Below are 26,656 nucleotides of genomic sequence, written 5' to 3'. Positions count from 1 at the left end.
ATTAGCTGTTTAAAACGCTGTTTTCTAATATTTTACAATTAAAATATACTTTTATTGTATCGTGGTAGATTTTTATGTTACTGATTGAAAATAAGTTTTAATGATTATCTTTTAACTGTAAGCTGGGTTACGTCGTGCCAAAAAGAGGGATAGGATTTGCTTACGACTTCTTTATCGGCTATTTCGAGGGTAGTTTTTAGCATCAAAGGAGTGAAAGCCATTGCCATTCGATGGTCGTTATAGGTAGCAATGCTAATGCCAGAGCGCAAGTGTGGGCAAGGTGCTAAATGCAAGCTATCGTGAGTAATACTTACTTCTGCTCCTAACTTTCTCAGTTCGGTTTGTAATGCTTGAAGGCGGTCGGTTTCTTTGATTTTAAGAGTGTGTAAGCCTGTTAGATGACACTCTAAGCCCATTGCTACACAGGTAACGGCAATGGTTTGTGCTATATCGGGGGTGGCATTTAGGTTACACTCGAAACGCTTTTGCTGAGGTTCAGCTACTTTTTCAATGGTTAATTCATTACCTTTGAATGAGGAGTGCACTCCAAAAAACTCATAAATAGTTTTTAAGGCACTATCACCTTGCAGGCTATGAGGCTTAAAATAAGACAATGAAAGGGTAGTGCCTATGGGTGATAAGGCGACAAAAGCATACCAATAGGAGGCGGAAGACCAATCGGATTCTACTTCCCAACTGTTATGTAGTAAGTTTTTTCCGTTCATTGTGTTTACCTTTATAGTATTGGCTTTGAACAACACTTGCTCTTGTCCTATGCAATGAGCTAAGAGATTGGTAGTCATTTTTAAATAAGGCAGAGAGGTAACTTCGCCTTCCAAATGCAAAGTGAGTCCGTTAGGCAAAGCGGGAGCAATAAGCAATAAAGCTGAGCTGTACTGACTGCTGACGTTGCCTTGAATATGTACTTCGTTGTTAGTGAGCTTTTTGCCTCTTATATATATAGGTGGAAATCCTTCTTTTTCAGTATATGTAATATCGGCACCTAACTGTTGTAATGCATTTACTAATAGGTGTATGGGCCTTTCTTTCATTCGGGGAGAACCTGTGAGGAGCACTTCTTTGCCCTGCTGTATTGCAAAATAAGCGGTGAGAAAGCGCATTGCAGTACCTGCGTGATGAATGTCTATAACTTCTGTATGAAAGGTAAGAGCTTGTTGTAGCAGTAGGGTATCATCGGCAGTGGAGAGGTTTTGCACAGTGAGTTCAGGAAAGAGCGCTTGCAATATAAGCGCTCTGTTGCTTTCGGACTTGGAGCCTGAGAGCAACAAATGTTTTCCTGACTGTAATGTAGAATGAGGTAATTGTATGTTCATAAGGTAAAAGGTAAAAGGTAAATGCGCGATAGGTGTTTAATAGGGTGCAAAGGTAGGCAATAATGCTGATAAAACCAAAAATGCTGATAATGCCAAAAATGCTGATAATGCCAAAAATACTGATAATTAACATTGGCAAAGTTTTAAACTTTGCCAATGTTTGAGGTGAAAAAGCGATGTATTGAGACTGTTAAGAGGATTCGGAAGGAAACGGAGATTTTCAGAAGAAGGTTAAGGGTATTTTTGGTGAAAAAAGGGTGTAAGGAGGGTGGGGTTAGCTTATAGAGAGCTTATAGGAAGCTTATACGAATCTTGGACGATTGGTATAGAAAGGGTGTGTAAAAAGTTGATTAATAATATAATACAGTGATGCAAAAAATGGTAAAAACGAGGTTTCGAGGCGAAAGAAAAGGGAATCCTCACCCCGTCCCTCTCCCAAGGAGAGGGGGAATGTAGTGACGGGAAAGATGAAGATAATGTGGTGAAAACATTCTCCTTTACACATACCCAGTTGTTGCTGGCTATCTTGATAGGGGGAACTGTGGCGAATCATTTAATCGGTAAGCCCCCGAACCCCCGAAGGGGGACAAGCTGGAAAAGGTGATAAACCTCCCCCTTTACACATACTCCGCTATCGCGGGGCATATATCCAGCTATTGCTGGCTACCTCGAAAAGGGAGAGTGTAGCGACGGAAAGAAGGAAGAAATGACGAATAGCGAGAGACGAATGGTGAAGGTAATGTGAGGGTGTAGCACGACGGGTAGAGACGAGCTGCACGGGCAGTTAGTAGAGAATTGGCAGAAGGGTAGTGGAGAAAATAGTTCTTTTGTACACTCAGACTTGTGGATAAGTAGCACTTGTGAGATGAATTTGATGGTTGAATTGAGGTTAAGATGAAAATAAGATGAAGAGAAGGGGAGGAGATGATATTGTATAGGAGGGGTTGGATTGAGGAATGATAGTGTGTAAAAAGTTACATATTTACACGTTTTGTGTATAACTACACACTTTGTATACAGGTTACGCACGGGATACTAACAAGTTATCAACAGGTTGTTAATAACTTATTATATTGATAATAAGTGTTTTAATGTAGTTATGAACAGATTTTCGGTATTTTGGCACGGAATTTTCTATATAGTAGGCGTAAGTTGATAAAACTTATTGTGCATAGTAATAAAATAAATGATTTGTCACAAACAGAAAATGGTTAAAAATTAAATTACTGAAAAAATTGCTAAAAGAAACATTGTTAGATAAGAATCATTAAACAAAACTGTTGTTAAAAATTAAATTTCATTTCATTGTGTTGTTGGGAAACAACTTTTATATTAAGAACATTGCTAAAATTTTAATTGTTTAAACACAATCATTTATTAAACTATTTTAAGACATTCCTTTAAGTTTAGCCAAGCTAGCTTAAAGTACTAACAAATATTGGGAGTTAGTAGTAGTATTTATATTATATGCATTGAAGAAAGACTTTCTTGAAAAAAGAAAGTCTTTTTTTATTAATATAGTATGTTTATTAGAAAAGTTTTGTATATTTGCAAAATTTTTGTCCTGTTTTAAAGAGCGCTTTTTAAACGCACAAAGCTGATGTTCATATTTTTATCATATGATGATAAGTGAGAGAACGGCTAAAAACAGTATATTTTTTAATTTAAAAAGACATATATAAAGTATGAAGAATCCAATTCTTTTAGTAGAAGATGATGTAGTTTTTTCCAAAATGTTAGGTAAATTTTTGGAGCGCAATGGATATGAAGTAGTAAGATGTTATAATTTAGAAGAAGCGGAGAAAAGCCTAAATGCATCGCTAAGTTTAGTATTCACTGATTTACGTTTGCCCGACGGTGACGGTATCAATTTTTTGAAAAAGGTGAAAGAAGTATATCCAGATTTGCCAGTAGTGGTAATGACCAGCTATGCGGAAGTATCGACTGCGGTAGAGGCAATGAAATTGGGTGCTTTTGATTATATATCGAAACCGTTCCAACAAGAGGACGTACTGAATGTTATTAAGAATGCGCAAAGCAGTACGCGTACGGCTTCGTTACCTAAGAAGGAAAATGTGAAGGCGGACAACAGCCCAGGCAAAGCTGCTCAGCCTGTTGTTACTAACGAAAATTCATATATAGAAGGTGTAAGTGCCGCTTCTAAAAAGCTGAATAAGTTTATCAGTTTGGTAGCCCCTACGGATATGTCGGTACTCATTACTGGTGAAAGTGGTACGGGTAAAGAGGTGATAGCCAAATCTATTCACTTGAAAAGTGAGCGTCGTAACAAGCCTTTTATTGCGGTGGACTGCGGAGCTATTCCTAAAGAAATCGCATCGAGTGAGTTCTTCGGTCACGTAAAGGGTTCGTTTACGGGAGCAATTACCGATAAGAAAGGACACTTTGAAGAGGCAAATGGTGGTACTATTTTCCTTGACGAGGTAGGAAACCTAAGCTATGACAACCAAATACAGTTGCTACGTGCCCTACAAGAGCGCCGTATTAAACCTATTGGTAGTTCTAAGGAAATAGAAGTTGATATTCGTGTATTGGCAGCTACCAACGAAGATTTATTGGCAGCAGTAGGAAAAGGAGAGTTTCGCGAAGACCTTTATCACCGATTGAACGAGTTTTCGATAAAAGTACCTTCGCTAAGTGAACGCAAAGACGACTTGATGATATTTGCTTCATACTTCTTGGAAAAAGCAAATGAAAAGCTACATAAGAACGTACAAGGGTTTACTGAAAAGGCGGTACAAAAGATGCTTTTATACACTTGGGGAGGTAACTTGCGCGAACTATCGAACACGGTGAAACGCGCTGCCCTGCTCACACAAGGTGATTATATTACCGAAAATGAGTTGCCAGAGCCTGTAATTACCGAAACACGCCATTTTCCTACCGAGCGTTTTTCTTTTTCAACCAAAGAAAACGAGCGTGAACTCATTATTAGTGCGCTACACGAGACCCATAATAATAAAACAGAAGCAGCTAAGCTGTTAGGCTTTACACGTAAAACACTTTACAACAAACTTAAAGCCTATAATATAGACGAATTTTAATAGGTAAAAGGTAAGAGGTAATAAGGTAAAAGGCAAGTAAAACGCCTCTTATCTGTTATTTCTTACCTTTTACTTTTTATACAAAAAAATGAGAAAGACTTATTTACTAATTACTTTTTTTAACTTATCACTATTTACTACACTTGCCCAGAATAAATCTCCTTTAACAACTACCGATGCCCAAGCACAACAGCAGTGGGTGAACGACACCTATAACAAAATGAGCCTTGATGAAAAGATTGGGCAACTGTTTATGGTATCGGTATTTTCAAGCCATATAGGCACAAAAAAGGCCGAAGAGGTAAAAGACTTCATAAAGAAATACTACATTGGAGGGATTATCTTCTCCAAAGGAGGACCGAAGCGTCAGGCAAAGCTCACCAATGAATACCAAGCACTCTCTAAAATTCCGCTTTTTATGGCAATGGATGCCGAGTGGGGATTGGCGATGCGTTTGGACTCTACTTATGCTTACCCGTGGAATATGACCCTTGGGGCAATCAAAGATAACTATCTTGTAGAACGTACCGGTAGACGCATAGGGTTACACTGCAAACAATTGGGTATGCAGTTTAACTTTGCTCCTGATATTGATATTAACACAAATCCGAATAACCCTATTATAGGAAATCGTTCGTTTGGCGAGGATAAAGAGAATGTAACCCAAAAAGGGCTTGCTTTTACTCGCGGAATGCAATCAGTAGGGGTGTTGGGCAGTGCTAAACACTTTCCTGGTCACGGCGATACATCTAAAGATTCTCATAAAACTTTACCGCTTATATCTTTCGCCACTAACCGTATTGACGAGGTAGAACTTTATCCTTTTAAAGCCCTCATCAGAGAAGGAGTAGCTAGCATAATGGTAGGGCACCTTAATATTCCTTCCTTAGAACCTAAAACAGGGCTACCTTCTTCGTTATCAAGTGCTATTATCACCGATTTACTCAAAAAGAAATTAGGTTATCAAGGGCTTATCTTTACCGATGCACTTGGTATGAAAGGGGTATCGGAATACTTGCCCGTAGGCGAAGTGGAAGTAGAAGCCTTCTTGGCGGGTAACGATATTTTGCTGATGCCAGCTAATGTAGCTAAGGGTTTTGAGGCAATGAAGAAAGCCTACCAGAACAAACGCATCAGTGAGGAACGCTTAGCCCATTCAGTAAAGAAAATACTAATGGCTAAATACAAAGTGGGGCTCACATCTTTCAAACAGTTAGACGAAAGCACTGTAACCTCGACTTTGCACACGGTAGAAGATGATTTGCTCACTGAGGAACTGTTTGAAAATGCGATTACGGTAGGGCAAAACAAGGAAAATATACTGCCTATAAAAGACTTGGACAAGCGCAAAATAGCCTATGTGAAGTTTGGTAACGACAGTGGTTGGGCGTTTTATTCCACCTTACGCAAATACGCAGAGACCGTGCTTATTGAGCCTAAGAATGAGGCACAACTATATGAAGCAGTTGAACCTTTTGACACGATTATCATCGGGTTGCACAAACCAGATAAGACCCCTTGGGACGCATACAAGTTTACAGAGAACGAACTGAAATGGTTAGAGCATATTGCTAAGAAAAAAAAGGTAATCCTCGCAGTGTTTACTCGCCCCTATGCGATGCTCGACGTGAAAAATATAGCTCCTATTAAAGCTATTGTATTTGCTTACCAAAATAACAAAGTAGCCCAAGAGAAAGCCGCTCAGCTCATCTTTGGTGCTATTGAGGGTAAAGGAGTTTTGCCTGTAACAGCACACCCTAACTTACCCGTAGGGACTTCAATTGCTACTCCCAGAATAGGACGCTTAGCTTACGGTTTACCTGAAAGCGTGGGGCTCAATTCTCTTAAACTAAAAGAGATAGACAGCATAGCTCTTGATGCTGTAGCACAAAAAATGACACCCGGGATGCAAGTATTGGTTGCCAAAAGAGGAAAGGTAGTTTATCGCAAGAATTTTGGTACTTTAGATTACAATCCAGCCAATAAAGTGACCGACAATACTATTTACGACCTCGCTTCGCTTACGAAAATATTGGCTACTCTCCCTGAATTGATGCGCCTTTATGTACGTGGAGATTTCAAACCCGTAGATACTTTTGAGGATTTGCTACCCAAGCTCAAACATACAAACAAGGGAGATTTGGTAATGAAAGATGTGCTCTCGCACTATGCTCAGTTCCAGTCGTGGATTCCTTTTTACCGAAAAACCTTAGATATTGATAGGAAACCTTCGCCTGAGTATTACAGCACTACTAAAAGTGATTCTTTCCCTACTGAGGTAGCCAAAGACTTATATCTTAGAGAAGGGTATACTGACAGTATTTATAAAACAATTGACGAGAGTGAGCTTATCAAAGATAAAAAGTACTTATATAGCGACCTCCCTTATTATTATTTCAAGAAGTACATAGAAAAAAAAAACAAGAAGCCCCTACAAGAAATCGTTCAGAAGCACTTTTATAGAGGTTTAGGAGCCTACCAGCTTACTTTTCTTCCTTTGCAACGCTTCTCTCCTGTAAATATTGCGCCTGCCGAAGATGAGAAGACCTTTCGTTCTCAGGAGCTTCGAGGGTACGTACACGACCAAGGAGCAGCCCTTTTAGGAGGGGTTGGTGGGCATGCAGGACTTTTTGGAACTGCCGACGATGTAGCCAAAGTAATGCAAATGTACCTCCAACAAGGATATTACGGTGGTACGTGGTTCTTGCAACCTCAGGCTATAAAAATCTTCAACACTTGTAATTACTGTCCGGAAGGCAACCGTCGGGGCTTAGGATTCGATAAGCCGCAGTTAGGCAAATCAGGTCCTACTTGTGGTTGTGTGCCAATGGATAGCTTTGGACATACTGGTTTTACGGGGACTTTTGCGTGGGCTGACCCCACTAATGAAATAGTAGTAGTTATCCTCTCGAACCGCACTTATCCCTCTTCTGACAATAAACTTTTAGTAAACCGATTGGTGCGCCAAAAGATACAAGGAGTGGTGTACCAAGCTCTATCTACGAATAAAAACTTTTAAAAAGATTTGGTATATAACGAGAAGTTTTAGTACATTTGCGCCACGTTAATTTTTAAAATAAAATTTATTATATGGAAGCGTGGATTATTGCCATTTTTTTTATTGGCTATCTTTGTATTACTACCGAACACCAAATAAAGGTAGACAAAACCATTTCAGCCTTAGCTATGGCTGTCATCTGTTGGACGATACTTAAAGTATTTAACCTTGATGTACTAGAAGTGCTCAACGGAGTGTTAGTACCCGTAGATATAGCTAACAACAGTAATGCTATTGATGAAGCACTACGACATCACTTAGCTGAAACTTCCGAAATACTCTTCTTCTTAATCGGTGCAATGACCATTGTAGAAATCATTGATATGCACCGTGGGTTTGAAATCATCAAGCGGGTGATTCGCACTAGAAGCAAAGTAAAATTGCTTTGGATTATAGGTATTATTGCTTTTTTCCTCTCTTCTATTATCGACAACCTTACTACTACCATTATTCTCATTACCATTGTACGTAAGCTCATACCTGACCAAAAAGAGCGCATTTGGTATGCTTCTCTCATTGTGATCGCTGCCAATGCAGGAGGAGCTTGGTCTCCTATCGGTGACGTAACGACTACTATGCTTTGGGTAAAAAATAAAGTAAGTGCTGCTAAATTAGTAGAATACGTATTTATTCCTGCTACTGTATGCTTGATAGTACCTTTATTTGTCGCTTCGTTTTTACCTATATTCAAAGGAAAGATAGACACTTCAGACAGCGAAGAGAGTATTACTTACAAGAGCAGTATGCCTGTGTTGGTAATAGGCTTTATCTCTATTATCTTTGTGCCTATTTTTAAATCGATTACACACTTACCTCCTTATATAGGTATGCTTTTTGCTCTGGCTACTATGTGGTTTATTTCTGAAAAATTAAAACCTATCAGGGAACTTTCATCGACCGATAAGGATAAATTCAGTATTCATCGTGCTTTAGGACGTATCGAATTTTCGAGCATACTATTCTTCTTAGGAATCCTCTTGGCAGTGGCTTCATTGCAAACTATCGGTACGCTTTTTAACTTTGCACAAACATTGAATGAGACTATCCCAAGTACAAACGTAGTGATTTTGCTCTTAGGTTTCGCCTCTGCTGTAATAGACAACGTACCATTAGTAGCGGCTAGTATGGGTATGTTCCAAGAACCTATGGATAGTGGTCTTTGGCACTACATTGCCTATGCGGCTGGTACAGGAGGTAGCTTGCTTATCATCGGTTCGGCTGCGGGGGTAGTAGCTATGGGTATGGAAAAGATTAATTTCTTTTGGTATGTGAAAAATATCTTATGGATAGCCCTTTTAGGTTTTGTGTTAGGTTATCTTACTTTGGTAAGTTTTGAAGCTTTACACGTTTTTGGATAGCATAAAACGATACATCATATACGAAAGACTGCCTAAATATAATTTTTTAGGCAGTCTTTTTTAATAGGTGAACATCAGCATAGTTACTTCTTAGTCTCTCTTTGTGTATTATGGGAGGTGTATAGAGAATATAAAAGTACGTCAATGCACAGTGTTCACATTTAGAAATAACTTAGTATCTTTGCTGGCAAAAGCACATTATGAAGAATTGTTTTACAGAATAAATAGGATTGTAAGAGAGAAGACTCTTAAAACTTTAAATATGAACGTCGTGTTTATTTGCGAATACTATTGTGTAAGTCAAAAAAACGCCGTACTTTTGCACCCTAAAAGTATTTCAATTAATCACTAGCCACTAACCATTTATCATTAAGCGTTAATAATTAAAAAAGATGTTATCAGAACAAGAAATCATTCGCAGAGAAAAACTCTCTAAATTGAAAGAATTGGGGATAAACCCTTATCCCGCTCCATTATATCCGGTTGATACTACCTCTAAGGATGTAGCCAACCATTATGAAGAAGGTAAACAAGTGGTTGTAGCCGGTAGATTAATGTCGTTGCGTGTACAAGGAAAAGCCTCGTTTGCTACTTTGCAGGATAGTGAAGGCACGATGCAATTGTACTTCAACCGCGATGAGATGTGCCCTACTGATGATAAAACGCTTTACAACGAGGTGTTTAAAAAATTATTGGATTTAGGTGACTTTATAGGTGCTGAAGGAACACTCTTCATCACTAAAATGGGTGAGAAAACTGTGTTGGTAAAGAACTTTACGCTACTTTCAAAAGTATTACGTCCGCTACCTATGCCTAAGGTAGATGCCGATGGTAAAGTACACGATGCCTTCACCGATCCTGAACAACGCTACCGTATGCGCTATGTAGATTTGGTAGTAAATCCACAAGTGAAAGAAGTGTTTATCAAGCGCACTAAACTCTTCAATGCTATGCGTCAGTTTTTTAACGATGCAGGTTATTTGGAAGTAGAGACACCTATACTACAAGCTATACCAGGGGGAGCTAGTGCACGTCCGTTTATCACTCATCACAATGCGTTGGACATTCCGCTGTATATGCGTATTGCCAATGAACTTTACTTAAAACGTCTTATTGTAGGAGGTTTTGACGGGGTATATGAGTTTTCTAAGAACTTCCGCAACGAGGGTATGGATAGAACTCACAATCCTGAGTTTACGGCTATGGAAATTTATGTGGCTTACAAAGATTATCACTGGATGATGGACTTCACTGAACGCTTAATCGAACATTGCGCTATAGCCGTGAATGGTACTACTAAGGCGACCTTTGGTAAACATACAGTAGATTTCAAAGCACCTTATCCACGCCTTACGATGACTGATGCTATTAAACAGTTCACAGGCTTTGACATCACTGGGAAGACAGAAGACGAATTGAGAGCCTTTGCACAGTCTATCGGTATTGCAGTAGACGAGGCGATGGGCAAGGGCAAACTGATAGATGAGATATTTGGTGAGAAATGTGAAGGTAACTTCATTCAGCCTACTTTCATTACCGATTACCCGAAAGAGATGTCGCCACTGACCAAAGAACACCGCGACAACCCCGACCTTACTGAACGTTTTGAGTTAATGGTATGCGGTAAGGAGATTGCCAATGCTTATTCGGAATTGAACGACCCTATAGACCAACGTGAGCGCTTTGAAGAGCAATTGCGACTCTCAGAAAAAGGCGACGACGAAGCGATGTTCATTGACCAAGATTTCTTGCGTGCTCTTGAATACGGTATGCCACCTACTTCAGGTTTGGGTATCGGTATGGACAGACTCGTAATGTTCCTCACTAATAATGAGAGCATACAAGAAGTGCTTTTCTTCCCACAAATGCGTCCTGAGAAGAAAGAAGTAGAGCTTTCGGAAGACGAAAAAGTAGTGTTTGAGCTTTTAAAAACCTCAGAAAGACTGCTTTTAGATGCTCTCAAAACACAAACGGCATTTTCTAACAAGAAATGGGATAAAGCCATTAAAGGTCTTACCAGTAAGAAAGTAGCGAAAGTAGTAAAAGAAGGAGAAGAACTGTTTGTGGAATTAGCAAGTAACAATTGATAATTATTAATTAGATATGATATAGATTTTGCCAAAGGTTATAACACAATACGATATTAATAGCTTCTTAGGTAGAAATTTTGTTAAAGGAAATAGTAATGAATATCACTGAAAAAATATCCTATAAAGAAAGATTAATCACGCGTGCCAAAGCGATTTTAGAACAAGGAAAATATCCTACTGAACTCCTCGAAAAGATTAAAGACGAACGTTTGCTCAAAGAGGTAATGAAGGAAATGATGCCTTCACCGGGAACAGATTACGAGCTTTTAAGCAATGAGGATAAGCAACAACGTGACCGTTTGTTGGTACTCAATATAAAGTTTAGGGATTATCTGCATGCTCTTGCATTGTGCAAGAATATAGGTTATTTACTTGTGATAACAGCAATGTTAGTGGGGATTAGTGCTGTGATGCAATTCAATAATAATGGCGTTTTTGCTATATTATGTCTGCTAAATGGTGTTTTGGTTTTATATTTGGCTACTGAGAAAAAAAAGCTATTACACTATTGTTGGCAGTTATTTTATGTATTTCTTCTGTTTTATATTATAGAGCTTATTGTATGGAAAGTTCCCTCTCCTTTTGTGTATTTTATCGATAACGATATACTTGCTTCAAAACACGATACCAAGATAAAACTCGCAAACCTATCAACTCCATTAGTTTATGAAGGAATAAGGATAGTAGCACTTTTGGGAATTTATAATGTATTGAAAAAAATCAGCTAATTTGTGAAAGTAAATTAGCTGATTTTTTTTTGTTAATTATCAATTGTTTATTATCATTGATGATTATTTATTGTTTTTGTAAAAACCAAAGAAAGCGATATAACCGTAGCAAACTACTAAGGTGAGGAATGCTAAGCGGAAACCTATATAGTCGGTAAGGAAACCGTACAGAATAGGCAAGAGTCCGCCACCGACAATCATCGTACAAAGGATACCTGAAGCTTGAGTTTTGAGTTCGTCTATCCCTTCACAAGCAAGCGCAAAGATAGTGGGAAACATCATAGAGTTGAAGAGGCCGATACTTAATAAAGTCCACATTGAGAGCAAACCACCGGTATTGATAGAAAACAAAATAAGAGAGATGGCAACTATAGCAAAAGCAATGAGAACTTTGGCGGGAGCAATCCACTTGATGAGATAAACACTGATAAAGCGTCCTAACATAGCACCTCCCCAGTAGAAAGTGAGAAAAACAGCTATAATAGCCTTGGGGTCGGCTGAGGTTAGATGAGGTTTTCCCGCCAATGAGCCAAGCGTTTCTACAATAAAGCACATAAAAGGGCTCTCTAAAATATCCTTAGTGATGTTCATATTGATGAAGTAGTTTACTGCATAACTTCCTATCACTACTTCAGCACCTACATACAAGAAGATACCTATAGCCCCCAACAGTAAGGGAGTTTTCTTGAGAAGATTCCAATAACTGTCTTTATTTACTTCTTCTTTTATTCTATAAGCATAAGGTAATTTAACTACTGCAAAAACAAATGCTAAAGCAAGTGCCCATAAGGCTATATAGAAAAAAGGTAATTGTATTGAAAAGGCTTCTTCACGGAAATAAATAAGCTTATCTGTAGTGTCTAAGGCTTCTATTTCAGCTTCTTTTTTTATTTCGTTGCTCAGTAAGTAAGTGGCTCCAAATATAGGAGCAATAGTAGTGCCTATGGCGTTGAAAGCTTGAGAGAAAGTGAGCTGGCGAGGTGTAGTGGCTTCGTCGCCTAGAATCACTATATAAGAGTTCATAGCCACTTGGAGGAAAGTAACGCCACAGCCTAATACGAAGATAGCAGTTAAAAATACCCAATATAAACGTTCCCCGGCAGCAGGATAGAAGAGCAAAGCGCCCAAAGAGATGAGCAAAAGACCTAAGATAATACCCCGCTGATAGCCTATTTTAGTGAGAATAAAACCTGCAGGGATAGAAAAAAATAAGTAAGACAAGAAGAAAGATAGAAGAATATAGGCTGCATCGGAATAATGCAACTGAAACACATCACGAAGATGAGGTAATAAAAGCTGTATGAGCACTGTTAAACCTCCAAAAAGTAAGAATAAAAGTGCTACCAAAATAAAGGCTTGGGTATGTTTCTTTTGTCTATTCATTGCTGTATAAGCTCGGTTTAGAGCGCAAATCTACTACAAAAGATTAAAAAATAGTTAAAATTTAACACTTTATTTTTGTTGTATATATAACTTAAAGCGTACAACATACTTGTACTTAGTACTTTATGTGTAGGTAAAATCCTTGTTAATAAATATGTTAGAAAATATTTTGACAAATCTGTTGGGGGATATCAAAAAAGTTAGTAACTTTGCTCCGAATAAAATAGTACTACTTAGCTCACTACTGACCATAACCATTCGTAACTAATTTAACTAATATAATGAAAAGCTGGTTTTTAAATGTAGCCGTACTTTTTCTCACATCAATGCTTTACTCACAGCAAGGAGTTATTACAGGTGAAGTAATTGATGGTGATTACAACGCTCCGTTAATGGGAGCAAATGTTTTGGTTAAAGGGACTACCAAAGGAGCTTCTACTGATATGGACGGTAAGTATTCCTTGAATGTAGACTCACCTACTGGAACCTTAGAGTTCTCTTATCTTGGATATGTTACCAAGACAGTTTCGTATAAACTTGTGAATGGTAAAGCGCACGTGCGAATTACCCTTACAAGCGACCAACAAACCCTAGGAGAGGTAATTGTAACAGGTAAAAGCACCTTGTTAGACATTGCACAAGAACGTAAAACACCTGTGGCGGTATCTACTATTCAAGCTACCGAAATTATAGAAAAATTAGGTACACGAGAGCTTCCTGAAGTACTCAATCGCACACCTTCTGTCTACGCCACCAAAGGCGGAGGAGGCTTTGGTGACTCTAAAATCAATATTCGAGGCTTTGACAGTAGGAATGTGGCTGTAATGGTTAATGGTATGCCTGTAAATGATATGGAAGGTGGTACCGTATACTTCAGTAACTGGACAGGGCTTTCAGATGTAACTTCCGCAATGCAGGTACAACGTGGGCTTGGAGCATCTAAATTGGCGATTGCATCAGTAGGTGGTACAATGAACTTTATTTTGCGTGCTTCCGATATGCGAGAAGGAGGAAATATATCTTTCAACTATGGTACTAATCAAGAATATAAAGGTACGGTTTCTTACAATACAGGAAAGAGTCTTACTGGTTGGTCGGCTTCTGTGTTATTCAGCAAAAATGCAGGACGTAAATATGTAGATGGTACTCAGTTTGATGGCTATAGCTACTATTTTGCGTTAGGTTATGAACCTTCTAAAAAACATAGTTTCCAATTTACCTTCACAGGGGCTCCACAATGGCATAACCAACGTAATATAAGTCCGCTAATTTCTGATTATCAGAAATATGGTTCAGAAGACAAACCCAACCGTCGCTATAATTCAGATTGGGGATACTTAAATGGTAAAGAACACACCATTAAGAAAAATGTTTATCACAAACCAGTAGCAATGCTCAATTGGGATTGGAATATCAATGAAAGTACTTCCCTTAGTACTGTAGTATATGCATCATTAGGACGTGGTATGGGAACAAGTTCATCGGGGGTGGCACATTCAATCTCTTCGAAAACTACTGCTAGTGGTACAACCACTTATTCACTTCAGAAAAACTATTTAAATTCTTTCCGTAAAGATGATGGACAGATAGATTTCGATAAAGTGGTGCGTTATAACAACGGAGAGACAGTAGATGATTTACTCCCTATGCAACACCCAAGAGAAGCAGGAAAGAACGTAACAATTGCTAATCCAGGTGGAGGTCGAGCTTTTACAGGTTATGGTGAAGGTTTTACCTTAAATGGCTCAGTAAACTCACACGACTGGTATGGTATCCTTACCAACCTGCAACACCAGATTAATAATCACTTCACTATTAATATGGGGCTTGATGGTCGTTATTACTATGGTTATCACTATCAAGTAGTAACTGATTTGTTGGGTAACGATAGTTATACTGATAATACACAAAATAACAACAAGAATTTGGCAACTCCTACCGTAATTCGTTCTGCGGTATCTACTAAGCCCTCTTGGAATCCTTTCCAGAAAGTAGAACCTCTTGAAAATCGTATAGGTTATAGTAGTGAAGGGGAAGTGAAATGGATGGGACTTTTTTCACAGTTAGAATACTCTGACGATCATTTTTCAGCTTTCTTACAAGGTTCTACCTCTATGCAGTCATATCAACGTATTGATAACTTTTTGAAAGATGGAGTTTCACGCGCTATAAGTACAAATCCTAATTCGGTAATGTATACTAAAACAGGTTTTAAAAACTTGATAGGTTATAATATCAAAGGAGGAGTGAATTATAATATCAACGAACAGCATAATGTGTATGCTAACATAGGATATTATTCTAAGCAACCTTTCTTCAACGCTGTATATCCTAACAATCTAAACTATTTAAATCCTTCGCTTACCAATGAAAAGATATTTGGAGTAGAAGCTGGATATGGTTTTAAATCTAAATTCTTCAGTGGTAATTTAAACCTTTATCACACTACTTGGAAAGATAGATTTCTTCGTCAAACTTACACTTTCGGAAGTTCTTCAGGAGGACGTGGCAGTAATACAGGCTATGCAAATATTTTGGGTGTTCAAGAAATACACAATGGGGTGGAAGTAGATTTCAAAGCTACTATTACTGATTACTTAAAACTAAATGGTATGTTCTCATTTGGTGACTGGTATTACAAAGGCGATGCCTCAGGAACTCTTTTGAATGAGAATGGTAATGCTATAGACTTACAAGGAAATGAGGTGCCTGTTGGTAGGGCTGCAGAGCTCAAACTATACTTAGATAAAGCAAAAGTAGGACAAACAGCTCAAACAACAGCTTCTTTGGGATTAACTGTGCTGCCCGTTAAGAATTTGAATTTTGATATCGATTGGCGCTATATAGATAATTTATATGCTAATTTGAATATTGGTACTTTTTCTGAAAAAACAGTAGCTGAAAAAGGAGCTATAAAATTACCTGCTTATCATTTGTTTGACCTTTCTGCTTTTTATAGATGGCAACTTACTGATAAGCAACGTCTCACTTTCTCAGCTCACGCCTATAACCTATTAGATACTTATTACATCGCTGAATCATATACAAGTATTCACACCACTGATAGTAGTAAAACTTATCAAGGTATCGATGTGAGAAACCAAGTGTACTTTGGTGAAGGTCGTACCTTTAGCTTTGGCGTACGATACAACTTCTAATAAGTTGAAAAATAAAAGATAAGAACTTAAAAGGCTGTCCTACTCGGGCAGCCTTTTTTAATTAACAAATTAGCAGATTGACAATTTTTTCGTACCTTTGCACCATTCTAAATTATCAATTTTTAATTATTTATTGTAAGATATGTTACGATTCGCAAAAGAATATAAATCTATTTATGAAATCTTTGAGACTTATATGCACTCATCAGACTATGAAGATATTGACTTCGTGTTTGATGTAGTGAACTACTTTCGTCGCAAAAGTAAAAATAAAAAGTCTCCCCTCAATATCGATGAACTCATCGCTGAAATCAAACACAAACCCGAGTGCATCGCTTTCTTCAAGGAAAAGCTCCACAACGTATTTGCTAATAAACAAAAAGTAATTCTTTTTACTGACGCAGGTCTGCTGAACAGTGTTTCTTTCTTCAAAGAACTGCGTCGCCGTATCAGTCGTCAGCTTTTGCCCGACCAGCCTTCGGAAGAGAATATACAATACGTACTCAACCAACTCTTCTACCGTCCTTCCGATGTGAAATGGGTACATCAAATTCCTTTAGATAACTGGAAAGAACTCTTTGAAATTCTTGCTGTATCTACTTTCTATGAGGATAGTGAGGGCAAAACTACTTCCAAGCAAATCCTTTTGGCGATAATGATTCTCTCTCAACGTATGGGAGGGCTCGCCTTGCAAACTGATGTGCGCCGTATGGTGCCTGAATATGCTCATCTCAACAGCCCCTTTATCGCTCTCGACGATGAGCTGAACAATCTTGCACGCACTCTTTCCAAGGAAGATAACCCTTATCTATATATACAAGACCACGAACTCGATTACAAACAGCTGAATATTCTAGCTGGTCAGTGTGAGGATTTCGTAAACAAAGCTGATGCCAATACTTCTAAATATGGGGTGAGTTTCAGTGTGAACCAAACTCTTTTGCTCATTCGTCAGCAAATAAAACGCATCAAGCGACTCTATAACTACCTGTTTATAGAGAAAGAAGCTGATAAATGTGAAAAAACGATTGCCTTCTACTTAGATATGGTGAAAACTAATTCTAAGAAGAACAATATTCGAAAGCTGATAGATGATAGTGTTTATAACATCACCTACGAGATTACGAACTATACCGGAAAGACGGGTGAACACTATATTACTTCTACTACCGGTGAGTACTTCAAGATGCTTAAAACAGCTTTGTGGGGTGGGGTTATCGTGGGGTTTATGTGTTTGGTAAAACTCTATATGTCGATGCAACCCGACCAAAGTGATTTTTTCCGTGCACTGAACTACAGTTTTAACTACGCTATTGGTTTTGTGCTCATCTACCTCACAGGGTCTACTTTGGCTACCAAGCAACCTGCGATGACGGCTTCTACGATTGCAAAGACTTTAGAGAGCCTCAGCGACAACGATAACAATAAGGAAAAACAGAAACATTACACCGAATTCTCAGCACTCTTTACGCGTTTGTTCCGTTCGCAGTTCATCGCCTTTGTGGGTAATGTGTTTGGTGCTTTTCCTGTGTCTATGCTTTTGGCGATAGGAATGAGTTATCTCAGTGGTTACAATATCGCTACCAAAAAGAGTTTACATCTCTTGGAAGACCTAAATATATGGCACACCCCTGTATTTTTGCACGCTTGTATTGCAGGGATATTTCTGTTCTTATCGGGTATTATAGCAGGTAACGTAGCTAGTGTAAACAATTTTAACAACTTCTATTATCGTCTTTCCGAACACCCCTTTCTTAAAGGCTTCTTTGGTAAAGTACGTATGCAACGCGTTGCTAACTGGATGCAACAAAAGTGGCCGAGTGTCGTCTCAAATATTTGGTTTGGAGTCTTTATGGGAAGTGCGTGGGCAATAGGTCATTTCTTCGGCTTGCCCATCGATATACGCCACATCACCTTTGCCAGTGGTAATTTAGCTTACGGCTTGTATGGTATGAATTTTATCATTAGCTTAGAGAATATTTTTTGGTGTATCTTAGGGATAGGCATCATCGGTTTAGGTAACTTTATTGTGAGTTTTGGTCTCTCTCTATGGATAGCCCTACGCTCTCGCGAAGTCCCTGCTTCAGAACTAAAATATTTAGGTCGTTGTGTATGGAGAGCCTTTAAAGCTCGTCCCAGAGCCTTTTTCTTTCCCGTAAAGGAGAAAGAATAAAAGAATATTCAATATGAAACACATCAAAGAAAAATTAGCTGAACGTGAGGCTCACAACGCTCTCCGCTCTCTTAAACAACGCCATTTTGCTATCGATTTCTACTCCAATGATTATATAGGATTCAGTACAAATTCTGAAATTACTAAACGTATCTCTCAATTACTCCCTCAGCAAACGGCACCTCACGGGGCTACAGGCTCGCGATTGCTTTCAGGTAACTTGCCTATCTTTTCCGAAACCGAAAGCTATATAGCTCATTTTCATAAGGCTGAAACAGCTCTTTTGTACAATTCGGGCTATGACGCCAATGTGGGATTCTTCTCCTGCATCGTAGGGCGAGGTGATATTATCTTATACGATAGTTACAGCCACGCTTCTATACGCGACGGTATTTCACTGAGTTTAGCCAATTCCTATAAGTTTAAACATAATGATTTAGACGATTTAGAAAAGCTCTTAAAGAAGTTTGCTACCCCTGATAAAACGGTGCTCATCGTTACTGAAACAGTTTTTTCAATGGACGGTGATAGTCCTGATTTGGTGCGTTTGGTAACATTAGCAAAGCAGTATGGGGCTTATATAGCGGTAGACGAAGCTCACGCCATAGGAGTATTTGGCAAACACGGCTCTGGGTTGGTGCAAGCATTGGGGTTAGAAGAAGAAATTTTTGCCCGCATCGTTACCTTCGGGAAAGGCTTAGGAGCACACGGAGCAGCTGTCTTAGCTTCAAATGAGGTGATACAGTATTTAGTGAACTTTTCACGCTCTTTCATATATACTACTGCTATGAGTCCACATAGTGTGGCAACTATTAGGGCAGGGTATGAGACCTTACAGACAACTAAATCAATAGAACAACTGCATCATAATATACAGTATTTTAAAACGCAAATTGCCAAATACAAAATACAGGGTTTTATTCCTTCTGATTCGGCTATTCAAGCCATAGTGGTAGCAGGCAATGAACGAGTGAAAGCACTTGCCGAAGTACTACAAGCCCAAGACATAGGCGTATTACCGATTTTAGCGCCCACCGTACCTGCGGGACAAGAACGGTTGAGAATATGCTTGCACAGTTTTAATACAGAAGGAGAGATAAATATTTTAATTAGCCAATTAGCCAGTTTGTCAATTATCTGATTAGAGAATCAATTTTTACCAAAGTTTTTTAATTGCCTATCGTGCTACGACTCGTCATTATAGTATTGTGGTATTATCAAAGCTGAATCCATTTAGCAAGTCTGTGGTCTTCATACGTTTTTTAGCAGGTAATTGCAATTCTAATAGCTTTATATAACCATCTTTTACAGCTACACGCAGTCCTTTTTTATCTACTAAGAGTTCCCCAATAGGGTATTGATGAGAGACAGGTTCGAAAAGAGCATCATATACTTTTACATTTAGCACTTCTCCTTTTTGTACAAACGCTGTCCACGCAGTAGGGTAGGGGCTCATTCCCCTCACTAAACGCTCTATTGTCATTCCTTCCGCTTGCCAATCTATCTTGCAGGTCTCTCTGTATATCTTAGGAGCTTCGGCAAAGGTTACTTCCTTGTTTTGTGGTTGGGTAGTGCAAGTCCCTTCTGCAATGCTATCTACGGTTTTTAGTACCAATTCAGCGCCTTGCAACATTAGTTTGTCGTGTAAGGTGCCTGCTGTTTCGTGAGACTCAATAGGTGTAACCTCTTGTGCGATAATAGCTCCCGTATCAATCTTCTCGTCTATAAAGAAAGTCGTTACCCCTGTTTCCTTTTCCCCGTTGATAATTGCCCAGTTGATGGGAGCTGCTCCACGATAGTTAGGTAAAAGAGAGGCGTGCAGATTGAATGTGCCGTATTTAGGCAATCGCCATACCACTTCGGGCAACATACGGAAGGCTACTACTATTTGCAAATCGGGTTGTAAGGCTTTCAGTGCATTTACAAAAGTTTCATCTTTTAGTTTTATGGGTTGTAACACCGGTATTCCTTTGCTTTTGGCATAGAGTTTTACGGGCGACTGGTGTAGCTTCTGTCCGCGTCCCGAAGGTTTATCGGCTACCGTTACTACACCTACTACGTTGTAATGGTTCTCTACTAATGCTTTTAGCGACGCCAACGCAAAGTCAGGTGTCCCCATAAATACAATTCTCATTTTATCACTTGTCATCTTTTTTACCTTTTACCTTATAATCTTTTAATTGTTTCAGAGGCTCATTTTCTTATTTCAGTTAAGCGATGAGCTTGTTTTTAGCTTTGATTTATTTTTGGCAAAAATATAAAATTTGGTATTAATAATAAAGTTTTTTATAGTAAAACTTTTAATACGAGTTATTATTAGTTCTTCTTTCGCCCCTTAGAGTTAAATAACATCAATTCAATATAACAAAATTCTATTTTTCATTCGCCTTTCCCGTCACTAATTCCCGATTTTCCGTCATACTTCCTCCTAATGCCTATGGCCTAAGGCCTAGCACCTATTTCTCTTTCTTTCGCCTCGAAACCCCGTTTTTAACATTTTTATCATTGTTGTATCATAGTGTTAATCAACTTTTTATATACCCTTTCTATACCAATCGTCCAAGATTCGTATAAGCTTCCTATAAGCTAACGACACCCACTTTACCTCTTACTTTTTACCTTTTACCTCAACACGCCTTTCCGAACTTTTCCGTTTCCTTCCGAATCCTCCAACTCCTCCTCTGACCTGTCCGACCCGTCTGAAAAAGTCCGACCCGTTCATTCCTCTTGGTGGTATTATTGGTATTATTGGCATTTCTGGTATTATTAGCATTTACCCCATTTACTAAGCTCCAAATTTGCTAATTTGCCAATTAGTTTGTACTTTTGCACCAAATTATATTTACTCAACAGAAATAAAGCAAATGAATATATTACGATTTATCACCGCAGGTAGCGTAGACGACGGTAAAAGTACCCTTATAGGTCGATTGTTATATGATAGCAAAAGTATTTTAGCCGACCAGCTCGAAGCATTGGAACAACAATCAAAAAATAAGAACGACGATGGTATCGACCTCGCTATCATCACCGACGGGCTCCGTGCTGAACGCGAACAAGGGATTACTATTGATGTAGCCTACCGCTACTTTGCTACTCCCAAACGCAAATTTATCATCGCCGATGCTCCTGGTCATACCCAATATACCCGCAATATGATTACGGGAGCTTCTAATTCCGAGCTCATAATCATTTTGGTAGATGCTCGCAATGGCGTAACCGAACAAACTCGTCGCCATTCAATCATCGCCTCCCTGCTCAATATCCCAGAGGTAGTGGTAGCCGTAAACAAAATGGACTTGGTAGGTTATAGCGAAGAGGTGTTTAACAATATCAAGCAAGAGTACGAAGAGATTGCCAAACGTTTAGGATTGAAGAGCGTGCACTATTTCCCTATTTCGGCTTTTGTAGGCGATAATATCGTGAATACCACTGAGGCAATGCCTTGGTACAAAGGTAATTCGCTTTTAGACTTTTTGGAAACTGTAGAAATTAGCAAAGACAACTATGACCAACCTCGTTTTCAGGTGCAGTATGTAATACGCCCACAAACCGAAGCTTTACACGATTACCGCGGTTATGCGGGAGAAGTCATTTCGGGCACTTATCGCAAAGGTGATGCGATAATAGTAGAACCAGAAGGGATTACTACAAAACTCAGTAAGATAGAGTATAACGGCGAAGAAGTTGCAGAAGCAAAGGCAGGTGATCCAGTAGTACTACACATCGAAGACGATATCGATATTTCTCGTGGCGACTACTTTGCCAAACAAGGAGCAGAGCCTCAGCAAGGGCAAGATATCGAGGCTATTGTATGCTGGATGGATAAACGCGAATTGCGCGAAGGTAATAAATACTTGTTGCAACAGCGTAGTAAACTTGTAAAAGCAATTGTGAAAGAAATAGAGTATAAAATAGACGTCAATACCCTCAACCGAACTGAAGGCGTAGAAAGTGTAAAACTCAATGAAATCGCAAAAATCCGACTTAAAACGGCTTCTCCATTAGTATACGACGCTTTCCAAAGCAATCCTCCAATGGGTAGTGCTATCCTCATCGATGAGACCAGCAATGCTACCGTAGGAGCTGTGATGATATATTAACGCTTTTATTTTTCTGTTTTATTTCACAATAATACAAGTTAAAAAACTTAAAGTATACACAAAAAGCATTAAATAATGTTAAAAAAGAAATACTTGTATATATTATACATATATTTGCATCAAAATAACATATAAAAAAATCAAGTTTATGACAGGTAAAGAATTACAAGAAGCAGTTAACAAGCTCTGCTTAGATATGAAAGCTAATTTGCCAGGCTTCATCTTTTGTGGAATTCTCAATTGCGCTGATGGAACTATCATAGGAAGTTCTTCAGCTAATCCAGAAATTTCAAAAATTGCAAACGAAGTCTCTCCCTTTTTCTCAACTATTGTAGAGCAAGTGAAAAAAGTGGTTACTTCAAGTGAATCATTAGGAGTTAAAGAAACACATAGTATTCTTATCGAAACTGATAAAGTTACTAATGTGATTGGGGTTTCAAATTCAGGGAAATATTTTATTCTCTTAGCCTTAGATAGAGCCAAAGCTAATATAGCAATAGCTAGAACTTTAGTTGAAAGAAGCAGATCCCTTGCTGGAGCATTAGATGAACACCTCTAAAAAATAGATATTAAATAATATCTTCAGAGCACAAATTTGGGCACTCCGAATTTGTGCTTTTTTGTTTTTACAAAAATATGTTGTACTTTACTAAAATAAGACAACAGGTTAAAATTAGCTTCTCTTTTATAGTATGCGATGCTTTCGTAGTAGTATTCTCATATTCTCATAGATGAGAACATACTGTAAGAGCTGTGAAGATGTGCTCAATGAAATCTTATGAAAAGTTTTATATTCTGACTAATATAAAAAGAGCACAAAGCAGGTTGTTTGCTTTGTGCTCTTATAATTTCTTCTGTTAAAGGAAATACTAAAAAAAGTCGTCTAATAGGGTTCCAAATTCTCTTTTGCACTTGTAAAGTAAAGCTCTTGAGATACCAACGTTTGATTTAGCTCTATCTAAAGCGGTGATAGAAAAGAACTTTCCTAAAGCTGAAATCATTAACATAAATGTGATTTTGTCTGTTTCAATAAGGATATAATCTAACTCCGACTTTTCTAAGGTATCATTGCTATCTATCACTTTCTTCACTTGATCAATAATAGTAAGATGAAAGGCAGAACCTTGTTCAACTATCTTTGAAGCTTCTTCATTGGCAGAAGCTTTGCTTAAGATAGAACCATCAGAACTACTCAAAATTCCATAGAAGAGGAATCCTGGCATTCCTTGTTTCATATCTTGACAGTGAGCGTCAAGCATTTGTTGTAGTTGCGCACCAGTTAGTTGTGTATTTATATCTGTTTTTACATCTGTACCTTTCGGTTGTAATACTGTATCTGTCATAATTTATGGTATTTCAATGAGGGCAAAGGTATAATATTATTTTTTAAAAAAAGAAATTTTTACGAGAAATCTTTTACTATAAATATAAAATTTAATGTTAATACAAAGAAAATCAATAATTAATACTGTAATAAGATTATCGTTCAAAAGTAAGAAATACTACAAAATTATTTCTGTGAGAAGAAAAATACTACAAATATAAAACGATATAAACGGTTTCATATAAAAAGGATTTAGGTGTCAAACTTCTTTTTTTATATGAATGTATAGGATTATTTAATTTATTGTTGTATCTTTGCCTAAGTTTTTGTGGATAGAAAAATTACTATTAGACAAGGTAAATATGAGAATATAACTTTGTGATAAGATGAATATTATTTTTTTTTCTTTAAAAGTATATAACAAAATATATGATAACACATAAATTAACCTCAGAACAAGCAATGGCACTCGAAAATCAGTACGGTGCACATAACTATCACCCGCTACCCGTAGTGCTCAGCAAAGGGCAAGGGGTATATGTGTGGGATGTCGAAGGCAAACGCTACTACGATTTCCTTTCGTCTTACTCTGCCGTAAACCAAGGCCATTGCCACCCACGTATCATTAAAGCGCTTACTGACCAAGCGCAAACTCTTACACTCACTTCTCGCGCTTTTTACAACGATAAGCTCGGAGTGTATGAAAAGTACGTAACCGAGTATTTTGGCTTCGAGAAAGTCCTCCCGATGAATACAGGGGCTGAAGCGGTAGAAACAGCTATTAAAATATGTCGCAAATGGGCGTACGAACAGAAAGGGGTACCTGAAAGTGCTGCCATCATCATTGTATGCGACCAGAACTTCCACGGGCGTACCACTACAGTTGTATCTTTTTCATCTGATAAAAATGCGCGCAAGAACTTTGGTCCTTATACACCTGGTTTTGTTTCCGTTCCTTACAACGATTTAGTTGCTTTGGAACAAGTTCTTGCTGATAATAAAGCAACAGTAGCAGGCTTTTTAGTAGAACCTATACAAGGTGAAGCTGGCGTATACGTCCCTTCCGAGGGGTATTTAAGCGGAGCAAAAGCCTTATGCGAAAAGTATAATGCGCTATTTATCGCCGATGAGGTACAAACAGGAGTAGCGCGTACCGGAAAACGTTTGGCAGTAGACCACGAGAATGTAAAACCTGATATATTGGTACTGGGGAAAGCTCTTAGTGGTGGGGTGTATCCCGTAAGTGCTGTCCTCGCCGATGACCGTATTATGCACGTGATTAAAGCTGGACAACACGGTAGTACTTTTGGAGGCAATCCCTTGGCAGCAGCCGTAGCAATTGAAGCCTTACAGGTAGTAAAAGATGAACGTTTGGCTGAAAATGCCGCTCGTTTGGGTGAGATTTTTCGCAAAGAAATCGGCGACTATATCAAAATCTCAAAAATAGCTACCTTAGTACGTGGTAAAGGGCTCCTAAATGCGGTGGTTATCAACGATACAGAAGAGAGTGACACTGCTTGGAATATCTGTCTAAAGATGCGCGATAATGGTTTACTCGCTAAACCTACTCACGGCAATATCATTAGATTTGCTCCGCCATTGGTAATGAATGAAACGGAATTAAGAGAGTGTATTGCTATTATTATCAATGCTTTAAAAGCGTTTGAAAAGTAATACACTTATTGCATACAGATAGAAAGCTACCTAAAATGTCAGGTAGCTTTTTATTTATACAGAAATATTTTGTACATTTGCCCCATAGGAACAAAATTCATTTTATAAAAGAAAAAATTATGTATAATTTATTAAAAGGAAAAAAAGGTATCATCTTTGGTGCCTTAGACGAAAATTCTATTGCTTGGAAAACAGCAGAACGTGTACACGAAGAAGGCGGTAAGTTTGTACTTACCAATGCTCCCGTAGCAATGCGTATGGGACAAATAAAAAACTTAGCTGAAAAAACAGGCTCTGAAATCATTCCTGCCGATGCTACCAATATGGACGATCTCCAAAACTTGGTAACCAAAGCTATGGAGATTTTAGGAGGTAAGTTGGACTTTGTATTACATTCCATTGGTATGTCGGTAAATGTACGCAAAAACATTCCTTATACCGAGTCTAACTATGTGAACACTGAAAAAGGTTGGGACGTTTCAGCACTTTCTTTTCACAAAGTATGCCAAGTGCTTTATAAGAATGATGCAATGAACGAGTGGGGTAGTATTGTTGCCCTTACTTATATGGCAGCACAACGCACCTTCCCTGATTATAACGATATGGCTGATAACAAAGCTTACTTAGAATCTATTGCGCGTAGTTTTGGCTATTTCTTTGGTAAAGACAAGAAAGTGCGTGTGAATACCATTTCACAATCACCTACCGCTACTACTGCAGGACAAGGCGTAAAAGGTTTTGACGGTTTTATTGCCTATGCCGATGCTATGTCACCACTGGGTAATGCCACCGCTCAAGATTGTGCCAATTATACGGTATCTCTCTTCTCCGATCTTACTCGTAAAGTAACAATGCAAAACCTCTTCCACGATGGAGGCTTCTCTAATACTGGTGTAAGCAACGAAGTAATTGAACGATTTACTAAGTAGTAGTTAGAAATTGGTTGTTAGTAGTTAGAAAACTAACGGCTAATAACTACTGACTAATAACTAATGAAATGAAGTATCTTTTCATTTATTTAGTGCGCTTTTATCAAGTAGCCATTTCGCCACTTAAGCCTCCTACGTGCAGGTATACCCCTACCTGCTCGCAATACACTTTAGAAGCCTTGCAAAAGTACGGTTTTTTTAAAGGAGGCTGGTTGGCTATTAAGCGTATATGTAGTTGCCACCCTTGGGGAGGAAGTGGCTATGACCCCGTACCTTAAATAA

17 protein-coding genes and 1 pseudogene are annotated in these 26,656 nt (G+C 38.4%); 14 read left to right on the top strand and 4 right to left on the bottom strand.

Going from position 1 to position 26,656, the window contains the following annotated elements:
• Positions 1 to 104 precede the first annotated feature (104 nt).
• Positions 105 to 1,334, bottom strand: coding sequence for a 3-phosphoshikimate 1-carboxyvinyltransferase (locus tag HMPREF1321_RS02930; protein ID WP_009421286.1), 1,230 nt, complete (start codon positions 1,332 to 1,334; stop codon positions 105 to 107).
• 539 nt (positions 1,335 to 1,873) lie between these two features.
• On the opposite strand from HMPREF1321_RS02930, the pseudogene HMPREF1321_RS12150 reads away from it, so the two are divergent.
• The 6 genes and pseudogenes from HMPREF1321_RS12150 (at position 1,874) to HMPREF1321_RS02900 (ending at position 11,630) form a co-directional block, all read left to right on the top strand.
• Positions 1,874 to 2,044: pseudogene (locus HMPREF1321_RS12150) on the top strand (phosphinothricin acetyltransferase).
• A 975-nt stretch (positions 2,045 to 3,019) separates the two neighbouring features.
• The gene (locus HMPREF1321_RS02920; RefSeq protein WP_002670899.1) at positions 3,020 to 4,396 is read left to right on the top strand and encodes a sigma-54-dependent transcriptional regulator; all 1,377 of its coding nucleotides are present in this window, start codon (positions 3,020 to 3,022) and stop codon (positions 4,394 to 4,396) included.
• Positions 4,397 to 4,484: 88 nt separating this feature from the next.
• Positions 4,485 to 7,415 (top strand): glycoside hydrolase family 3 N-terminal domain-containing protein, encoded by a 2,931-nt coding sequence (locus tag HMPREF1321_RS02915; RefSeq protein WP_009421308.1) that lies wholly within the window; start codon positions 4,485 to 4,487, stop codon positions 7,413 to 7,415.
• Positions 7,416 to 7,486: 71 nt separating this feature from the next.
• Complete coding sequence (nhaD, locus tag HMPREF1321_RS02910) at positions 7,487 to 8,812, top strand: sodium:proton antiporter NhaD (RefSeq protein ID WP_009421299.1); 1,326 nt, start codon at positions 7,487 to 7,489, stop codon at positions 8,810 to 8,812.
• 392 nt (positions 8,813 to 9,204) lie between these two features.
• Positions 9,205 to 10,899: a lysine--tRNA ligase gene (lysS, locus tag HMPREF1321_RS02905; RefSeq protein ID WP_009421293.1), complete on the top strand. Its 1,695-nt coding sequence runs from the start codon at positions 9,205 to 9,207 to the stop codon at positions 10,897 to 10,899.
• A 98-nt stretch (positions 10,900 to 10,997) separates the two neighbouring features.
• Positions 10,998 to 11,630 (top strand): hypothetical protein, encoded by a 633-nt coding sequence (locus tag HMPREF1321_RS02900; protein WP_009421296.1) that lies wholly within the window; start codon positions 10,998 to 11,000, stop codon positions 11,628 to 11,630.
• A 63-nt stretch (positions 11,631 to 11,693) separates the two neighbouring features.
• Here HMPREF1321_RS02900 and HMPREF1321_RS02895 read toward each other — a convergent pair whose 3' ends face one another.
• The gene (locus HMPREF1321_RS02895; protein ID WP_009421277.1) at positions 11,694 to 13,013 is read right to left on the bottom strand and encodes a sugar MFS transporter; all 1,320 of its coding nucleotides are present in this window, start codon (positions 13,011 to 13,013) and stop codon (positions 11,694 to 11,696) included.
• A gap of 281 nt (positions 13,014 to 13,294) precedes the next feature.
• Here HMPREF1321_RS02895 and HMPREF1321_RS02890 point away from each other — a divergent pair, with 281 nt between their 5' ends.
• The 3 genes from HMPREF1321_RS02890 to HMPREF1321_RS02880 all read left to right on the top strand — a co-directional run bounded on the left by HMPREF1321_RS02890 (position 13,295) and on the right by HMPREF1321_RS02880 (position 19,485).
• Positions 13,295 to 16,171, top strand: a complete 2,877-nt coding sequence (locus HMPREF1321_RS02890) for a TonB-dependent receptor (RefSeq protein WP_009421273.1) — start codon at positions 13,295 to 13,297, stop codon at positions 16,169 to 16,171.
• A 142-nt stretch (positions 16,172 to 16,313) separates the two neighbouring features.
• Positions 16,314 to 18,344 (top strand): recombinase, encoded by a 2,031-nt coding sequence (locus HMPREF1321_RS02885; protein WP_034575574.1) that lies wholly within the window; start codon positions 16,314 to 16,316, stop codon positions 18,342 to 18,344.
• Between the two features lie 13 nt (positions 18,345 to 18,357).
• On the top strand, positions 18,358 to 19,485 hold the full coding sequence (locus HMPREF1321_RS02880) for an aminotransferase class I/II-fold pyridoxal phosphate-dependent enzyme (protein WP_009421290.1): 1,128 nt from the start codon (positions 18,358 to 18,360) through the stop codon (positions 19,483 to 19,485).
• 57 nt (positions 19,486 to 19,542) lie between these two features.
• Here HMPREF1321_RS02880 and fmt read toward each other — a convergent pair whose 3' ends face one another.
• Complete coding sequence (fmt, locus tag HMPREF1321_RS02875) at positions 19,543 to 20,493, bottom strand: methionyl-tRNA formyltransferase (RefSeq protein WP_009421303.1); 951 nt, start codon at positions 20,491 to 20,493, stop codon at positions 19,543 to 19,545.
• Between the two features lie 715 nt (positions 20,494 to 21,208).
• Here fmt and HMPREF1321_RS02870 point away from each other — a divergent pair.
• A complete protein-coding gene (locus HMPREF1321_RS02870) occupies positions 21,209 to 22,447 on the top strand; it encodes a sulfate adenylyltransferase subunit 1 (protein ID WP_009421287.1) in 1,239 nt (412 codons plus the stop codon).
• Between the two features lie 148 nt (positions 22,448 to 22,595).
• Complete coding sequence (locus HMPREF1321_RS02865; RefSeq protein ID WP_009421306.1) at positions 22,596 to 23,006, top strand: hypothetical protein; 411 nt, start codon at positions 22,596 to 22,598, stop codon at positions 23,004 to 23,006.
• 310 nt (positions 23,007 to 23,316) lie between these two features.
• On the opposite strand, the gene HMPREF1321_RS02860 is transcribed toward HMPREF1321_RS02865, so the two are convergent.
• Positions 23,317 to 23,790, bottom strand: a complete 474-nt coding sequence (locus tag HMPREF1321_RS02860) for a hypothetical protein (protein ID WP_009421283.1) — start codon at positions 23,788 to 23,790, stop codon at positions 23,317 to 23,319.
• A 410-nt stretch (positions 23,791 to 24,200) separates the two neighbouring features.
• Between HMPREF1321_RS02860 and rocD the strand changes: the two genes are divergently transcribed.
• The 3 genes from rocD (at position 24,201) to yidD (ending at position 26,652) form a co-directional block, all read left to right on the top strand.
• Positions 24,201 to 25,445 (top strand): ornithine--oxo-acid transaminase, encoded by a 1,245-nt coding sequence (rocD, locus tag HMPREF1321_RS02855; protein WP_009421291.1) that lies wholly within the window; start codon positions 24,201 to 24,203, stop codon positions 25,443 to 25,445.
• A gap of 119 nt (positions 25,446 to 25,564) precedes the next feature.
• Complete coding sequence (locus HMPREF1321_RS02850) at positions 25,565 to 26,374, top strand: enoyl-ACP reductase (RefSeq protein WP_009421302.1); 810 nt, start codon at positions 25,565 to 25,567, stop codon at positions 26,372 to 26,374.
• A gap of 68 nt (positions 26,375 to 26,442) precedes the next feature.
• The gene (gene yidD / locus HMPREF1321_RS02845; protein ID WP_002680684.1) at positions 26,443 to 26,652 is read left to right on the top strand and encodes a membrane protein insertion efficiency factor YidD; all 210 of its coding nucleotides are present in this window, start codon (positions 26,443 to 26,445) and stop codon (positions 26,650 to 26,652) included.
• Positions 26,653 to 26,656 lie beyond the last annotated feature (4 nt).

Source organism: Capnocytophaga sp. oral taxon 412 str. F0487 (assembly GCF_000271925.1).
GTDB classification, from domain to species: Bacteria; Bacteroidota; Bacteroidia; order Flavobacteriales; family Flavobacteriaceae; genus Capnocytophaga; species Capnocytophaga ochracea.
Note: the sequence above shows the minus strand (reverse complement) of the source record. Positions and strands in the feature narration are given on the sequence as shown.

Bases quoted from the DNA above. Each gene is read 5' to 3' on its own strand.
- HMPREF1321_RS02880 (WP_009421290.1), top strand. From the start codon at position 18,358: ATGAAACACATCAAAGAAAAATTAGCTGAACGTGAGGCTCACAACGCT.
- HMPREF1321_RS02865 (WP_009421306.1), top strand. From the start codon at position 22,596: ATGACAGGTAAAGAATTACAAGAAGCAGTTAACAAGCTCTGCTTAGAT.
- HMPREF1321_RS02915 (WP_009421308.1), top strand. From the start codon at position 4,485: ATGAGAAAGACTTATTTACTAATTACTTTTTTTAACTTATCACTATTT.
- rocD (WP_009421291.1), top strand. From the start codon at position 24,201: ATGATAACACATAAATTAACCTCAGAACAAGCAATGGCACTCGAAAAT.
- HMPREF1321_RS02930 (WP_009421286.1), bottom strand. From the start codon at position 1,334: ATGAACATACAATTACCTCATTCTACATTACAGTCAGGAAAACATTTG.
- HMPREF1321_RS02920 (WP_002670899.1), top strand. From the start codon at position 3,020: ATGAAGAATCCAATTCTTTTAGTAGAAGATGATGTAGTTTTTTCCAAA.
- fmt (WP_009421303.1), bottom strand. From the start codon at position 20,493: ATGACAAGTGATAAAATGAGAATTGTATTTATGGGGACACCTGACTTT.
- yidD (WP_002680684.1), top strand. From the start codon at position 26,443: ATGAAGTATCTTTTCATTTATTTAGTGCGCTTTTATCAAGTAGCCATT.
- HMPREF1321_RS02900 (WP_009421296.1), top strand. From the start codon at position 10,998: ATGAATATCACTGAAAAAATATCCTATAAAGAAAGATTAATCACGCGT.
- HMPREF1321_RS02860 (WP_009421283.1), bottom strand. From the start codon at position 23,790: ATGACAGATACAGTATTACAACCGAAAGGTACAGATGTAAAAACAGAT.
- HMPREF1321_RS02895 (WP_009421277.1), bottom strand. From the start codon at position 13,013: ATGAATAGACAAAAGAAACATACCCAAGCCTTTATTTTGGTAGCACTT.
- HMPREF1321_RS02870 (WP_009421287.1), top strand. From the start codon at position 21,209: ATGAATATATTACGATTTATCACCGCAGGTAGCGTAGACGACGGTAAA.
- lysS (WP_009421293.1), top strand. From the start codon at position 9,205: ATGTTATCAGAACAAGAAATCATTCGCAGAGAAAAACTCTCTAAATTG.
- HMPREF1321_RS02885 (WP_034575574.1), top strand. From the start codon at position 16,314: ATGTTACGATTCGCAAAAGAATATAAATCTATTTATGAAATCTTTGAG.
- nhaD (WP_009421299.1), top strand. From the start codon at position 7,487: ATGGAAGCGTGGATTATTGCCATTTTTTTTATTGGCTATCTTTGTATT.
- HMPREF1321_RS02850 (WP_009421302.1), top strand. From the start codon at position 25,565: ATGTATAATTTATTAAAAGGAAAAAAAGGTATCATCTTTGGTGCCTTA.
- HMPREF1321_RS02890 (WP_009421273.1), top strand. From the start codon at position 13,295: ATGAAAAGCTGGTTTTTAAATGTAGCCGTACTTTTTCTCACATCAATG.